At 68.8% G+C, this 14092-nt stretch carries 10 protein-coding genes and 4 pseudogenes; 8 read left to right on the top strand and 6 right to left on the bottom strand.

The genetic code is table 11. The features are described from left to right. The first annotated feature begins 131 nt into the window (after positions 1 to 131). From CP978_RS00770 to CP978_RS00750, 5 genes and pseudogenes are all read left to right on the top strand, one after another. Positions 132 to 533 (top strand): hypothetical protein, encoded by a 402-nt coding sequence (locus tag CP978_RS00770; RefSeq protein ID WP_043436721.1) that lies wholly within the window; start codon positions 132 to 134, stop codon positions 531 to 533. A 50-nt stretch (positions 534 to 583) separates the two neighbouring features. Further along, complete coding sequence (locus tag CP978_RS00765) at positions 584 to 1000, top strand: hypothetical protein (RefSeq protein ID WP_043436719.1); 417 nt, start codon at positions 584 to 586, stop codon at positions 998 to 1000. A gap of 23 nt (positions 1001 to 1023) precedes the next feature. Continuing rightward, positions 1024 to 1764 (top strand): D-Ala-D-Ala carboxypeptidase family metallohydrolase, encoded by a 741-nt coding sequence (locus CP978_RS00760; RefSeq protein ID WP_043436716.1) that lies wholly within the window; start codon positions 1024 to 1026, stop codon positions 1762 to 1764. A 143-nt stretch (positions 1765 to 1907) separates the two neighbouring features. Beyond that, positions 1908 to 3404 (top strand): annotated as a pseudogene (locus CP978_RS00755) (N-acetylmuramoyl-L-alanine amidase). A gap of 309 nt (positions 3405 to 3713) precedes the next feature. Then, positions 3714 to 4444 (top strand): annotated as a pseudogene (locus CP978_RS00750) (PIG-L family deacetylase); the annotation flags it as partial. Positions 4445 to 4488: 44 nt separating this feature from the next. Here the strand turns inward: CP978_RS00750 and CP978_RS00745 are convergent. From CP978_RS00745 to CP978_RS00730, 3 genes and pseudogenes are all read right to left on the bottom strand, one after another. Continuing rightward, positions 4489 to 5055 (bottom strand): annotated as a pseudogene (locus CP978_RS00745) (transposase); the annotation flags it as partial. Positions 5056 to 5527: 472 nt separating this feature from the next. Then, positions 5528 to 6729 (bottom strand): annotated as a pseudogene (locus tag CP978_RS00740) (IS110 family RNA-guided transposase). 656 nt (positions 6730 to 7385) lie between these two features. Further along, entirely contained in the window at positions 7386 to 7529 is a 144-nt protein-coding gene (locus tag CP978_RS00730) for an albusnodin family lasso peptide (protein WP_107070325.1), read from the bottom strand. 147 nt (positions 7530 to 7676) lie between these two features. Between CP978_RS00730 and CP978_RS00725 the strand changes: the two genes are divergently transcribed. Then, on the top strand, positions 7677 to 8957 hold the full coding sequence (locus CP978_RS00725) for an NsdA family TPR-like regulatory protein (RefSeq protein WP_227745263.1): 1281 nt from the start codon (positions 7677 to 7679) through the stop codon (positions 8955 to 8957). Between the two features lie 45 nt (positions 8958 to 9002). On the opposite strand, the gene CP978_RS00720 is transcribed toward CP978_RS00725, so the two are convergent. Together CP978_RS00720 and CP978_RS00715 are read right to left on the bottom strand one after the other, a co-directional pair. Beyond that, positions 9003 to 10049 (bottom strand): PP2C family protein-serine/threonine phosphatase, encoded by a 1047-nt coding sequence (locus tag CP978_RS00720; RefSeq protein WP_052453890.1) that lies wholly within the window; start codon positions 10047 to 10049, stop codon positions 9003 to 9005. A 1288-nt stretch (positions 10050 to 11337) separates the two neighbouring features. Next, positions 11338 to 11544: a hypothetical protein gene (locus CP978_RS00715; protein ID WP_144401405.1), complete on the bottom strand. Its 207-nt coding sequence runs from the start codon at positions 11542 to 11544 to the stop codon at positions 11338 to 11340. A gap of 133 nt (positions 11545 to 11677) precedes the next feature. On the opposite strand from CP978_RS00715, the gene CP978_RS00710 reads away from it, so the two are divergent. Next, positions 11678 to 12928 (top strand): IS701 family transposase, encoded by a 1251-nt coding sequence (locus CP978_RS00710; protein ID WP_043436707.1) that lies wholly within the window; start codon positions 11678 to 11680, stop codon positions 12926 to 12928. Positions 12929 to 13177: 249 nt separating this feature from the next. Here CP978_RS00710 and CP978_RS00705 read toward each other — a convergent pair whose 3' ends face one another. After that, positions 13178 to 13618 (bottom strand): MarR family winged helix-turn-helix transcriptional regulator, encoded by a 441-nt coding sequence (locus CP978_RS00705; RefSeq protein WP_043436711.1) that lies wholly within the window; start codon positions 13616 to 13618, stop codon positions 13178 to 13180. A 70-nt stretch (positions 13619 to 13688) separates the two neighbouring features. Here CP978_RS00705 and CP978_RS00700 point away from each other — a divergent pair, with 70 nt between their 5' ends. Continuing rightward, complete coding sequence (locus CP978_RS00700; protein ID WP_043436708.1) at positions 13689 to 14063, top strand: cupin domain-containing protein; 375 nt, start codon at positions 13689 to 13691, stop codon at positions 14061 to 14063. Positions 14064 to 14092 lie beyond the last annotated feature (29 nt).

The raw sequence follows: 14092 nt of genomic DNA, 5'->3' as shown, positions 1-14092 counted from the left end.
CACACCGGAGCATGAACTCGCTCAGCCGCACCGTTCCCCGAGGCGCCACCCGCGCCCTTCCGCATGTCCCCGGCCCGCCGAACGAGCCCGCAACCCGCGCCCATGGAACGAACGGACACCGAAGGAACCCGATGGCGAAGATCCTCACCTACCCGGCCGCCGCGGCGGTCCTGCTTGCGGCCCTCGCCGTCTCGGCACCGGCCACCGCGTCGGCCGCCCCCGCCAACACCTCGTCGACGGCCACCAGTTGCTACGGCGGCGCCGTCACCGTGAACTACGGGGACGCCGCCGAGTTCGGGCCCTACACCACGACGTCGCGCTGTGCCGACATCAACCTCCGCATGGTGAGCGGCGACGCCGAATTCGTCTGGGCCTGTGTGAAGTTCACCCGCGTCGGCGAGTGCAACTACTGGACCCGGGTCGGCCGGAGCTGGAAGACCATCGCCACCGACGTCAAGGACGGCAGCACGTTCACCGTGCCCCTCGGCGTGGACCTCGAAGGCTCCTCCGCACGCGTCCAGATCGCCTTCTGACCCGCCCAGGGCACCAACTCCCGCTTCCCCCCAAATGATTCGGAGTTCCGATGACCCGCACCCGGAGAACGGCGGCCGTACTCGCCGCCACCACCGCGCTCCTCGCCGCCGGCGCCACCGCGCCCGCCGCCGCCCAGCCCCAGAACACAGCGGCCTCCTGCTACGGCGGCGCCGTGCCGCTCACGTACCACTACTCCGCCGCCGCGGTCGAGTTCGGCACCTACACCACCACCTCGCGCTGCTCCGACATCAACATCAAGCTCAGCAGCTCGGCCACCGGCTTCCTGGACGCCTGCGTCGTCTTCGTGGACCACACCTCGCTGTGCAACCACGACAACACCTACTCGACGTTCGGCCCCCAGTGGGCGACCGTCGCCACCGACGTCAAGGACGGCACCCGCTTCAAGCTGCGTGTGCACGCCTACGACACCGACGCCCAGGTCGTGCCGTTCCAACTCGCCTTCTGACCGCTCGCACAAGGGAGTTCACGATGACCTTCTCTCCGGACCGCCGCACCGTCCTGCGCGGCACCCTCGCCGTCACCGCGGGCGTCATCGCCGGGCCCGTCCTGCTGTCGGGCAGCGCGCAGGCGTACAACTGGACGCGCACCATGAACCAGGGCGCCACCGGCGCCGATGTGACGGAGCTTCAGATCCGGGTGGCCGGCTGGGCGGCGGATTCCGCCTCGCAGTCGCGGGTGAGCATCGACGGCGACTTCGGACCCGGTACGGCCGCCGCAGTACGCCGCTTCCAGGCCGCGTACGGGCTCTCGGTCGACGGCAGCGCCGGGCCCGCGACCCAGGCGCAGCTCAACGCCCTTGAGCAGTCGGACGGTTCGACCGTGCACTTCAACTGGAGCGAGTTCTATGACCGTTCGAGCGGAAACTTCAACGGCGGCAAGGTGAGCGCGGCCGCCGTCAAGGAGAACGTCCGCCGGGCCATGTACAAGCTGGAGGCGCTGCGCAAGAAGCTCGGCAACGTGCCGATCACCGTCAACTCCGGCTTCCGCAGCATCGCGCACAACGCCGAGATCGGCGGCGCCAGCGACAGCATGCACCTCTACGGCACCGCCGCCGACCTCGACGTGCCCGGCGTCGCCAACCGCACCGTCTACCAGAAGGCCGAGACCTGCGGCTTCTCCGGCCTGGAGCGGTACGACGTGGACCACCAGCACGTCGACAGCCGCGCCGACCTCGGCCGCTCCTGGTGGTGGGAGAGCGGCACCATCTGAGCCGCCGCAGCCCGGGGCCGGGGACCGCACGAGGTCCCCGGCCCCCGCGCCCCCACCCGGAAGCGCCCCCACCCGGAAGGTCACACCCCATGCCCCGCATGTCCCTGGGCCGCGCGGCCCTCGCCGGCCTCGGCACTCTGGCCATGGTCGCCGCCGCCGTGTAGCCCGCTGGCGCCGCGCCCCGTACCGCGAGAGCCGAGGGCCCCGTCGCCCACGCCTTCAGCAGCGCCGCGGCCGAGTACGGCGTCCCGCGCGACCTCCTGATCGCCCTCGGCTACAGCGAGACCCACCTCGACGGCCACCACGGCCTGCCCAGCCAGGCGGGCGGCTACGGCATGATGCACCTGGTCAGCAACCCCGACCAGCACACCCTGGAGCTGGCGTCCCGGCTGACCGGCGACACCGCCCGCGAGCTGCGCACCGACACCGCCGCCAACATCCGCGGCGGCGCCGCCGTCCTGCGCTTCTACGCCGACCACGCCGGACTGAGTACGGCCGAGCGGCGCGACACCGACACCTGGTACCCGCTCCTCGCCCGGTACGGCGGCGCCACCGACCCCGCCACCGCCCGGCTCTACGCCAACACCGTCTACACCTTCCTGGCCCAGGGCGTCACCGCCCGCGCCGAGGGCGGCGAAAAGCTGACCCTCCCCGCCCGGAAGGTCGCCCCCGAGCGCGGCGCCTACGGGTCGGCCGTGGGCCCGGCCGCGCAGAGCCCCGACTACCCTTCCGCCCTCTGGGTCCCGGCCGACCCGGCCAACTACGCGGTCGGCCGCACGGCCGCGATCAGCAAGGTCGTCATCCACGTCACCGAGGGCTCGTACGCCGGGACCATCAGCTGGTTCCAGAACCCGTCGGCGCAGGTCAGCGCGCACTACGTGGTGCGCTCCTCGGACGGCCAGATCACCCAGACGGTCCGCGAGAAGGACACGGCCTGGCACGCCCGCTCCGGGAACGCCACCGGCATCGGCATCGAGCACGAGGGATACATCGACAACCCGAGCTGGTTCACCGACGCGATGTACCGCTCCTCCGCCGCGCTGACCGCCTCCATCTGCGCCCGGCACGGCATCCCCAAGGACCGGGCCCACATCGTCGGCCACTCCGAGGTGCCCGGCAACGACCACACCGACCCCGGTCCGAACTGGAACTGGACCTACTACATGCAGTTGGTCGGCGGCAGTACCGGCGGCGGCGAGGTCCAGCTCAGCTTCCCGTCGTACGACACCCTGCGCTCCGGCTCCACCGGCGCCCAGGTCTCGGCCGCGCAGTCGCTCCTCAACGCGGAAGGCTTCGACGCGGGCACCGTCGACGGCAGCTTCGGCCCGAAGACGACCTTCGCCGTGACCGCCTTCCAGAAGGCCCGCGGCCTCGCCGCCGACGGCGTGGTGGGCGCCCGTACCTGGACCGCACTCCTCTCCGCCGGCACCACGCCCGCCCTCAGCCAGGGCAGCACCGGCGCCGCCGTCCAGCGCCTCCAGCGGGCCATGACCGCCGCGCTCGGACGGACCGTCACGGCGGACGGCGACTTCGGCTCGGGCACCCAGCAGGCCGTGCGGGACTACCAGACCAGCCGCTCGCTCGGCGTCGACGGCCAGGTCGGACCCGCCACCTGGGGTGCGCTGCAAGCCGGACGCTGATCGACGGTGGCTCCGACTGGGGGAAGGCTCCGCAGCCAGAGGCGGGGTGGGCGGATCGGCAGGATCGCCGTTCCGGATGACAACGCGGTGGCCGGCCCTGCAGCGCGGATGCCTACCTGCGTCGTTTTTCGTGACGATCAGTCATCTTCCAGCGGAGGAACAGCCACTGGGGTCTACGCGGTTGTCCTGACCGAGGTCCGGCGCCGCACGAGTGGGGAATACGCCGCCGCAAGGGTCGTCCGCCCTTCCAGGTGCGGTACGCGCGCCGCATACTCGGACCAGGACTTATTTCCGCAGGAAGACTGTTTCATGACTGACCGGTCCTTGACGCTCATGGCAGTACATGCCCACCCCGACGACGAGGCCACGGGAACCGGAGGGATCCTCGCTCGGTACGCGGCGGAGGGCATCCGCACGGTTCTCGTGACGTGTACGGACGGCGGTTGCGGTGACGGACCGGGGGGTGTCAAGCCGGGCGATCCCGGGCACGATCCGGCGGCGGTCGTCTCGATGCGCCGTCAAGAACTTGAGGCGAGCTGTGACGTCCTGAAGATCAGCGATGTGGAGATGCTGGACTATGCGGACTCCGGGATGATGGGCTGGCCGAGCAACGACGCACCCGGTTCCTTCTGGCAGACCCCGTGCCGGAGGGCGCGGCCCGACTCGCGGATATCATGAGGCACTACCGGCCTGATGTGGTCGTCACCTACGACGAGAACGGCTTCTACGGCCACCCGGACCATATCCAGGCCCATCGCATCACGATGGCGGCGCTGGAGATGACCACGCTGACACCGAAGGTGTACTGGACCACGATGCCCCGCTCGATGATGCAGCGGTTCGGCGAAATCATGCGCGAGTTTCATGAGGACATGCCAGAGCCGGACCCGGCCGAGACCGCTGCGCTGGCCGCAATCGGTCTTCCCGACGACGAGATCACCACGTGGGTGGACACCACCGCGTACAGCGGTCAGAAATTCGAGGCCCTGGCCGCGCACGCCAGCCAGGGCGAGAACATCTTCTTCCTCAGGATGGGCAAGTGACGCTCGGAGGGGAGCTTGTTGGTGCACGGGGCGGGGGCTGGCCTGGCCCTCCCCTTGGGGAAGCGGGTGTCTTCGAACCGGATCGCGTACCGGTCAAACCAGACGGGCGGAGCCCAGTCGACCAGCCACTCCGGCTCGTGGGCGGCCATGCTGTTCAGCGCGGCTCGCAGGGTCTCACCGAGCCGCACCAGTCCGTTGATCTGCCGCGCGGCGGACAGCACGATCGTGGAGTCCGTGCGCGCACGGCCACCGGCCTTGGGTAATCCGTGCTCCGCGGCGGCCTCCTGGAGCCGGTCCAGAAGCCGCATCGCGGCCTCTCCCGCGATCAGTCTGTCCCGGAACTCAGTGAATACCGAGTGGTCGAACCCCGGATCGGCCAGCTCCAGCCCCAGCGGGAGCCGCCCGCGTACCGCGTCCTGACGGTCCGAGAGGCCCTCGGCGAACTGCATGACCGACACCAGTGCCAACCTGCCCGGCGACCACGCCAGCTCCCCCCTGCTCGGGTACAACCCGTCGAAGTCCGCATCCTGGAACAGCTCGCCCAGCTCGCCCAGCTCGTCACGGATCCGCATCGCCAGGCTGCCTTTTGGGAAGGCGGCCCGTGCCACCCGACCGTCTCCTCAGGAACCCCGTCGACCTTCATGGCGTGCAATGACACCGACACCCTCCCCAAACACAACGTCGGCCTTCATGACCACAACGGGTCACGAATGCCGACATCACGTTCAGTCCCCGGATTAGCCAACAGTGTCTTCGAGCTGCCGGGGTCGGGGCGTTTCACATCGTATCCACGGCCGTATCCACCCGGTTCGCTACCCGGGCGGCAACGCGTAGCGAACCGGGTCGCTACGGCTCAGGGGCCTCCGGACTGTCGGCGGGCGCCCGTCAGGCGCGGTGGTGAGTGGACTGGAGGCGCTGGCTCCCCGGGGTCCCTGCCTCTGTCTCTTGCTCCTGGAGTGGCGGTGGTAAACGGGCGGTGGGGGGTTCCCGGGGCCGGACGCCGCTGTGCTTGGCCCCCTTGCGGCCGGGCGGGCAGGGGCGAGAGGGGGCCGCGTCTGGGGGGTGCCTCTATGTCTTTCGTCAAGATAGGCGTGGGGTTCGGGGTTCGTAGAAGGTGCTGTCGCGGAGCATCGCGAACAGGACGTTGATCCTCTGGCGGGCGAGGCGGAGGAGAGCCTGGGTGTGGGTTTTTCCTCGGGCCCGGCATTTGTCGTAGTAGGTGCGGGAGGCGGGATCGTGCAGGGCGGCGAACGCGGACAGGAACATCGCCCGCTTGAGCTGGCGGTTGCCGCCTCTGGGCGCGTGTTCGCCGCGGATCGAGATCCCCGACGACTTGGTCGTCGGTGCCAGGCCGGCGTAGGAGGCGAGGTGGGCGGCGGTGGGGAAGCTGGTGCCGTCGCCGACGGTGACCAGCAGAGTGGCGGCGGTCCTGACCGCGACCCCCGGAATCGAGGTCAGGACCGCGGAAAGAGGGTGAGCCTCCAGCAGCTGTCCGATCTGTGCTTCCAGGGCTCGTCGTTGTTCGTGGACGGCCGCGAGCGAGCGGGCCAGGGACGGGATCACGATGTCGAGGGTGCCGGTGCCCGGGACCACGACGGTCTGCTCGTCGAGCGCGTCGAAGACGTCGTCGATCAGGCGGGCGGCCATGCGCGGGGCCTTGGGCCGGATCACCTCAACGAGCTTGCGTCGACCGGCCTTTCGCAAGCTGGCCGGGGATCCGTGGCGTTCCAGCAACCAGGTCACCGCGGGGTGGTCCAGACGCGGGCCGAGGACGCGTTCCAGGCTGGGGTGGAACTGGGTGAACAGGCCGCGTATCCGGTTGGAGGTGCGGGTGGCCTTGGCCGCGAGGTCCTGGTCGAAGCCGACCAGCACGGTCAGCTCGGCGGTGATCTCGTCGGTCGGTTCCAGCGAGCGCAGGGTGTGCGGCATCGTCCTCGCGGCGTCGGCGATCACGGCCGCGTCGCGGGCGTCGGTCTTCGCCTCGTCCGGGTAGAGATCGGCGATCCGGCGCATGGACAGTCCGGGCAGGTAGGCGACCTTGCAGCCGGCGTCCCGGGCGACGGTCAGGGGCAGGGCTCCGATGGAGGCGGCTGGTCCACGATCACCAGCACGGTGCCGAACTTCGCGGCCAGCTTGTCGAAGACGGCCCGCAGTTTCGGCTCGCTGTTGGGCAGCTGCTTGTCGAAGACCTTCTTGCCGGCCGGGGTGAGGCCGTGCCCGTGATGGGCGCTCTTGCCGACGTCCAGGCCGAGGAAGACGCCTGCGTCGTTGATGTCGTCCAACCCATCCTCCCGAACGGGGTTCGTGCGGTGCTGGCCAGGGCGTTGGCGTCGTATGCGCGCATCAACGTTATGCAGACCTGTCGCCCGTGTGCGGCCGGGCATTGCGCCAGGCCGGGCGGTAGTCGGACCTCTCATCAGCGTCTCCAACGGCGCCTCCCGGGCCCGGTGACACCACCCCCCAGGTCATCCGTTCGACAGGGGGAACAGTCATGCCGGGCCCGGCGGCCAGCGGCCCTCTTGCAGGACCGCAGAAAACATAACGGGCGGTAGGGGAATGTCTCCCCCGGCCCGACTGCTCCGGACCACCGTGTACGAACCCGGCCAGACATCCCCGCCACGGCCGGGGCGGCCGCCGTTGAGGACACGCACCAGTTCACCGTGACGTGCCGCGCACGGGCCGAACACGACCAGCCGGGCCCCGCCGTCCTTCCCGTCGACTGCTGTCACCCGGTGATCGTCCCAGTCGCCCACGGCCCACAGCGGCGGATCACTCCACAGCAGTCGTGCACCCGCGGGAACAGCGGCGGCCGGACCTCCGGGCGCGCAGCCTCCGAACCAACGCATGATCAACCTCCGTTGCCGTCCGACGAAGCGGCGGCCCCCGACCGGGAGCCGTCGCAAGGCGCTGATCCCTGGCCCGCTGCTGGATGCGGGGCTCAGCTGTACGGCGTCTGCTTGGCCTCGACCGAGCTGGACGTGTTGCCCTTCGTCAGCACCGCGGCGTCACCGAGCTCGACGATGTCGGACTCCAGCACGGCCGGCGTCCCGTGCTCGTGGCCCGGGATGGTGTTCTCGTCCATGGCGAATGTCCCTTCCGCTCATGGCCCGGCGTCCGTCCCGCCAGGCTGTGACTGTCAGTCAATGCGCAGACGCGGGGCGTGGACAGCTGCCAGAATGTCTGCCAGAGGTAGGCCAGTTGTGAACCAGGACCGACGATCGGGCCGGACATGACCATCGGCGAACGCATACGCGTGGCCCGCAGGGCACGGCGCCCCAGCTGCAGCCAGGAAAGACTGGCGAACGAGCTGTCGGCGGCACGTTGGGGGAGAGCCGGGTTCCTGGACCGGCAACAGGTCTACCGGTGGGAGACCGGACGCCGGATACCCCGGGTGTGGCTGCCTTTCATCGAACAGGTCCTGGGCATGGATCTCTCCGACAACAATGAGGCCCAGTTCGCCGATACCGTGACCTCGGTCATGCTCCTGGGAGGAAGCGACGTGGACCGACGACAGTTCTTCGGAGTATCCGCCGCTGTCGGTCTGGCCGCGCTCGACCTCCCCGACGCCGAAGCGGTCACCCGCCGCGCCAACCGCCCCGGACCTGTCGCGGTCGGCACAGGTGAGGTGACCGCGCTCCGCACCATGACCACCACCCTCGGGAACGTCGCATCAGAACTCGGAGGCGGGCACGCCCGCCACCTCGCAGTGCGGTACGTGACCGTGGACGTCAAGCGGTGGCTGGACGGCCGATACACCGACCACGTCGGCCGCGAACTGTTCGCCGCCACCAGCGAACTGGTGCACCTGATCGGCTGGATGGCCCGCGACGAGGGCAACCAGGGCCTGAGCCAGAAGTACTACCTGCACAGCATCCGGCTCGCCGCAGAGGCGGGCGAGAACGAACTTGCCGCGACCGCACTGCGCGGACTTGCCGAACAAGCCATCGACCTCGGCCACATCCCCACCGCTGTCAGGCTCGCCCAGGCATGCGAGCAACGCGGCCGGAAGCTGACCAGCCCCAAAGCACTGGCGTACTACCGCAACACCCTCGCCCGCGCCGCGGCCACCGACGCAGACCGCGCCACCGCCACGCAGATGCTCACCGCCGCACAGACCGCCATCGAGCACGCCCCGACTCACCCGGGACAGTCGTGGGCGAGCCACTACAGCCACGGCCGATGGGCCCACGAGTCCGGCATGATCCACGCCAGACTCGGCGACCTCGCCGCCGCCGAGGAGCACCTCCACCTCGCACTCGACATCCACGGACTGGACCGCAAGAGGACGCGTGTCATCGTCCTCGCCGACCTCGGCCATGTCCAGCTCAAACGAGGAGACACCGAGACCGCCCTGGCCACCTGGAACGAATTCCTCCACTGCGCCGACGGCGTGCAGTCCGTCCGCATCAACGACGGCCTGACCAACATCGCCGCCCGCCTCACCATCCTGACACTCCCGCTGCCTCCGAACTCTTCGAGCGCATCGCCGACCGCACGTGAGACCACGTAGGCCAGCACTTGGGCCGTTGCGGTCGGGCGCTGTTCCCAGAGCTGTTCATGGCTGCTGCGTAAGAGTGCGTTGGACGGCCACCAAGGCCAGGTCGTCCTCGAAGTGTCCGTCGCTGTGGGCGAGCAGGTCATGGCCGACGTACTGGAGTAGTTGGGGCGGAGACTCCCACCGCCAGCTGGCGGCTCGGCACAGGAGTGGGTAGAAACCGGTGGCGGGATTCCGGGCTTCGGTGACGCCGTCGGTGTAGAGCAGCAGGGTGTCGCCGGGGTCGAACACATACGTACCCAGTTGATAGAAGTCCGGGCTGGTGCCGGCGAGCCCGAAGGGCGGTGCCGGCCGGAGTCCGTCCAGAACTGTCATCCGGCCGCAGTGTCGGCACAGAGGCAGGGGATGCCCGCAGGTGATGAGCCGGACAACGTAGGCGTCGTCGGGAATCTCGACCAGCAACGCGGTGATGAAGCGCTCGTCGGCCTCGGGGGCGTTGTCGTCCAGTTGCGTCAAATGTCTGCGCACACTGCTTTCCAGGGAGGCGGCCAGTTCGGCAAGCGTGGCGGACCGGTGGGCGGTCTCGCGGAAGGCGGCAAGGAGAGCGGAGGCGTCCCCGATGGCGGGCAGGCCCTTGCCGCGAACGTCGCCGATGAGGAAGCGAGTGGTCCCAGCGGTTCGGTCGGCGGCGTACAGGTCGCCGCCGACCGAGGCGTGCGCCGCGGCGGCCTGGTATGAGCAGGCCACTCGGAGCGGTCCCAGCCGTGTGGGGATGGGACGCAGCAGCACTTGCTGGGCGGCCTCGGACACCGCCCGGACCTGGATGAGTTCGTTCAGATCGCGGTCGTGCCGAGTCCGGGCGACGATGACGAAGGCCGAGACGACCAGCAGGGCCCCGACATGGATGGGCGCGATGGGCATGCCCAGCAGGCCGTCGGGCCAGTCGATGACGACCACTGCCGCGCTGGCGGCCAGCGTGATTCCCGCGGTGAACCGGACGCGGGCGAACGGCGCCGTGGACGTGGGGGCAGCCACCAGCAGCGGGGAGAGGTGGATCGCCGGGGGAACGAGGAAGGCGAACAGCATGACCGTTGCGATGGCGCCCACCGGAGTGCCCCAGAGGTAGACCGGTCTTCTGGGTCTCAGAGGCCCGTCCCGCGGCTGTCTCTCCCGGCGGCTCGAACTTTCCAGGGACGACCAGAGCCTGCAGACTGCCCGCCTGTGCGCCCTAGCAGGAGTATTATCGGCATTCACTCTATAACTCCGATATCGCTATGCGAACGACGCAGATTAGTGCTGCTGTGTTTGGCACGAGCGCTGCCGATCGGCACTTCCTCGCGTTCTGGACTCCAGCGGATCGGATCTGCTGACAATGCAGTAGTGCGACATCGTCGAACTTTGAAGCACCTTACGGTGGGAACCGCACCCACCGGACGGCAGTCGAGCTCACACCTTCAGGTGGCGAGGACGCAAAACCCGACGCGCCTGCAACCTGAACGTCGCCTGGTTTCCGAGCAACTATGGACAGGACGGACTCAAGGCAAAGTCGCGAGATAATTCACAGCTGCTCAGGGTGCGGTCATGCGTTGTTGTGCGGGGGCATCTCGAAGTTGCACTTCCTGATCAATTCTATTCTGGCCCGCCGGTATAAAAGGCGCGGTTGACGTACTCGATCAGCAGATTCCGGTTCACCACCACTTAAGGACTCGGCCCCGTATCGAACAAAGCTTCGAAACTCATCTGCGAAATCACCGCACACCGCCTGTCAGGCTGATCAATAACGACATTTGATGGGGCCCGTAGGGGCAAGTCCCTGCAGAAGGGCCGCTTGTAGCTCGACAGTTACCCGACCGCCCAGGTGTATGCGGCCGCCTTCCAGTAGAGTACGATTAGATCCCATATGTCCTCTATGGGCAAGGGGCTTGCTGCACAGACAAGTAACCCTCCTGGCCTAGCGGAATGGCCGGGGTCAGCAGCAGCTCGCGGCTGGCGAGGCGCGGTCGTATCACCGTGCGGGAGCGGGCGTCAGGCGAGGCGGCCCGACGGGCTGCTGCGGCGCGACCGCTATCCGTCATCGCAAGCCGACGCACCCTGCACCAGAGCGTGTATCCGAGGGGCTCACGAGCGCTGTACCGCATCTGCGGGGCGGGTCGGCGGACTCTTCAGGAGTGCGGCGGCGGGTTCCGGGGGTCGGTGGCCTACGCGCGTGGCGTTCGTCCCCTCGACCGGCACCGGGCCGTCCGGGGCAGACACAGGCTCTTCAGCTGCCCACTCGTCGGCCTGCGCCGCGGCCGGAGAATCGGACAGGCCCGGGGTCGGGGGACGGTGTCGACCGTGTTCAGTAGGTCTACGGCCGCCGACTTTAGCCCCACCGCAACCGGGGTGCCCGGTAGGTTCAGTAGAACATCAGCGGTGCCACGCAGACACGGCTCCGGACCTCGGTCGGCCGCTCCGGCAGGGTGCAGGTCGGGATCCGGCGCGCGTCCCGCAGCAGGCACAGCGCCCGTATGCCCGGCTTGCCTTGCGCGGTCACGGCCGCGGCCAGGACCTCGTCGACTACGGGTGGTTTGTCCTCACTGGCCAGCGGCATCTCATTGCTCACCGATGCACCGTAAAACCCGGTGGCCGACGCCTGGATCGGAACCGATCAGCTAGTAGGGCTTGGTCAGCTTCACTCGTGAGTGGCGTGTCCGGTGGCGTCGGGGTGTCGTTGTGGGGGTGTGACACCTGGGGAGATGACCGAGGTCCGGGAGGACCTGGAGGCGTTCACGGCGGAGTTGTTCGACGGGTTCTTCCGCGCGGACCAGCGGCGCTGGGGGCAGGCGTATGTACGAGGGCTGCTGCTGGACGGGCGGCGCAAGTCGGTGGAACCGATGGCTGCCCGTCTCGGCGAGGACGGCAACCGCCAGGCGCTGGCGCACTTCATCACCTCCAGTCCGTGGAATGCGGCCCATGTGCGGGCCCGGCTGGCCTGGAGGATGTATGAAGCGATCGGTCCGGAGGCACTGATCGTCGACGACACCGGCTTCCTCAAGGACGGTAACGCCTCTGCATGCGTATCCCGGCAGTACACCGGCACCGCGGGCAAGGTCACCAACTGCCAGGTAGGCGTGTCGCTGCACCTGGCCAACGACCGTGCCTCGGCCGCGATCGACTGGCGGCTGTTCCTGCCCGCTTCCTGGGATCCCGCCTCGCCGGAGACGGATGCGGCCAAGGTCGCCCGCCGTCAGCGTTGCGGCGTCCCCGCCGACGCCGGCCATGTGGAGAAGTGGCAGTTGGCCCTGGACATGATCGACGAGGCCCGCAGTTGGGGCGTGGACGTTCCGCTGGTCGTCGCGGACGCCGGATACGGCGACGCCACCGCCTTCCGCCTGGCCCTGGAAGAACGGAAACTGGCTTACGCCGTCGGCGTCTCCTCCCGGCTCACTGCTCACCCTGAACATGCGCAGCCGGTTACCCCGCCTTATCAGGGCATTGGCCGACCGCCGGTGGCGACGTATCCGGACAAGCCGATGACGGTGAAGGAACTGGTCATCGAGGCCGGCCGGCAGGCGGCCCGGCCGGTGTCCTGGCGCGAGGGTTCCCGGCCGGGAAAGGGGCGCAGTGGCTTCAAACGCATGTACTCGCGCTTCGTCGTCCTGCGCATCCGGCCCGCCGGACGCGAGATCCGCCAGGCCGCCAAGGGCGCGGGGCTGCCCGAGCGATGGCTGCTGGCCGAATGGCCCGCCACCGAGCCGGAACCGGTGCAGTTCTGGCTGTCCAGTCTGCCCTCCGGCATGCCCCTGGCCTCGCTGGTCCGACTGGCCAAGCTCCGCTGGCGCATCGAGCACGACTACCGCGAGATGAAACAAGCCCTCGGACTGGCCCATTTCGAAGGCCGCACCTGGAACGGCTGGCACCACCACGTCACCCTCGTCTCGGCTGCCCACGCCTTCTGCACCCTGCAACGGCTGGCACACGACCCAAAAGACGCGGCGCAGGACTGAGCCTTTACCAAGTAGTCCGCGAGATGCAGACACTCCTCGCCCTCTGGATCGGCACCTGCCCCACCTGTCACCGCGACATACCCACCCCGATACCAACCTGACCAAGCCCTACTAGTGCTCTGACCGGGAAGGTTCACCGGTCCGCGGAGGGCTCGGCACGGCAACCCGAGTGTCGTCTCCCGCTTGGCCGGTTGCCCTGGCGGACGGTTCGTTCACGGCCGGCGGTCTCCAGGGCGGTGGGCCATCGGCTCACCAGGCAGGGCGGATCGGTCGCGGCGGTGCAAGAAGTGTCAGGTCGGCGACGAGTTCGCTGAAGCGCGCCTGGCCCAGTACTTCTCGCCACGGTGCGACGGCAGTCCGGGCTGCCTGGTCGGCGGCGCGCGTAGCGGCCCAGCCGGTCTCAGTCAGTCCCAGGAGGCGGGCGCGGGCATCGTGCGGGTGTGGATGCCGCTCCACGTACCCCTTTCGGACCAGTTCCTCGACCAGCTGGGCGGCGGCCTGCTTGGTCACCCCCAGGTGCTCGGCCAGGTCGGCCGTGGTGGCGCCGCCTGCAGAGATGCGGGCGAAGGCGAAGCCGTGTGCGGGTCGTAGGTCCTCGAATCCCTGCTGGGACACGCTGGTGTGGATTTCCTGCACCAGTTGTCCGGAGAGTGCCAGCACGAGTGCGGAGAAGGCCAGGGCGTCGTCCATGGACTTGACTATAACTCGTCAAGGCACTTGTCTATCTAGACAAGAAACTTGTCTAGAGGAAGGCTGAAGCGTGCCGTTCATCCGCAGTGACGAGGCCGTCGTACACGAGATTCACGGTGGCCGTTTCGTTTCCTACGTCCGTCCGGACACCGGCAGCCGGGACCTCGCCGCCTGGCGCGTCGAGATCCCGGCCGCAATGGTGGGGCCAACCCACACGATCAGCGACGAGGAGACCTTCTACGTCCTCTCCGGTCGCCTCCGGCTCACCATCGACGGTGAGAGCGCCGAACTCCGCGCAGGTGACGCGGCAGTGGCACCTGCAGGCTCCGAACTGGCGGTCGCCAACACCACCGACCAGCCCGCCCACATGTGGGTCACCACACGTGTTGGGCTCACCGCCAAACTGGCTGACGGCAACACCATCACACCGCCCTGGGCTCACTAGTGTGCTGATGACCGCGTAGGTTCGCCAGG

It is taken from the genome of Streptomyces nodosus, assembly GCF_008704995.1.
Classification (GTDB): domain Bacteria; phylum Actinomycetota; class Actinomycetes; order Streptomycetales; family Streptomycetaceae; genus Streptomyces; species Streptomyces nodosus.
This window is presented reverse-complemented; position numbering and strand designations above follow the sequence as displayed.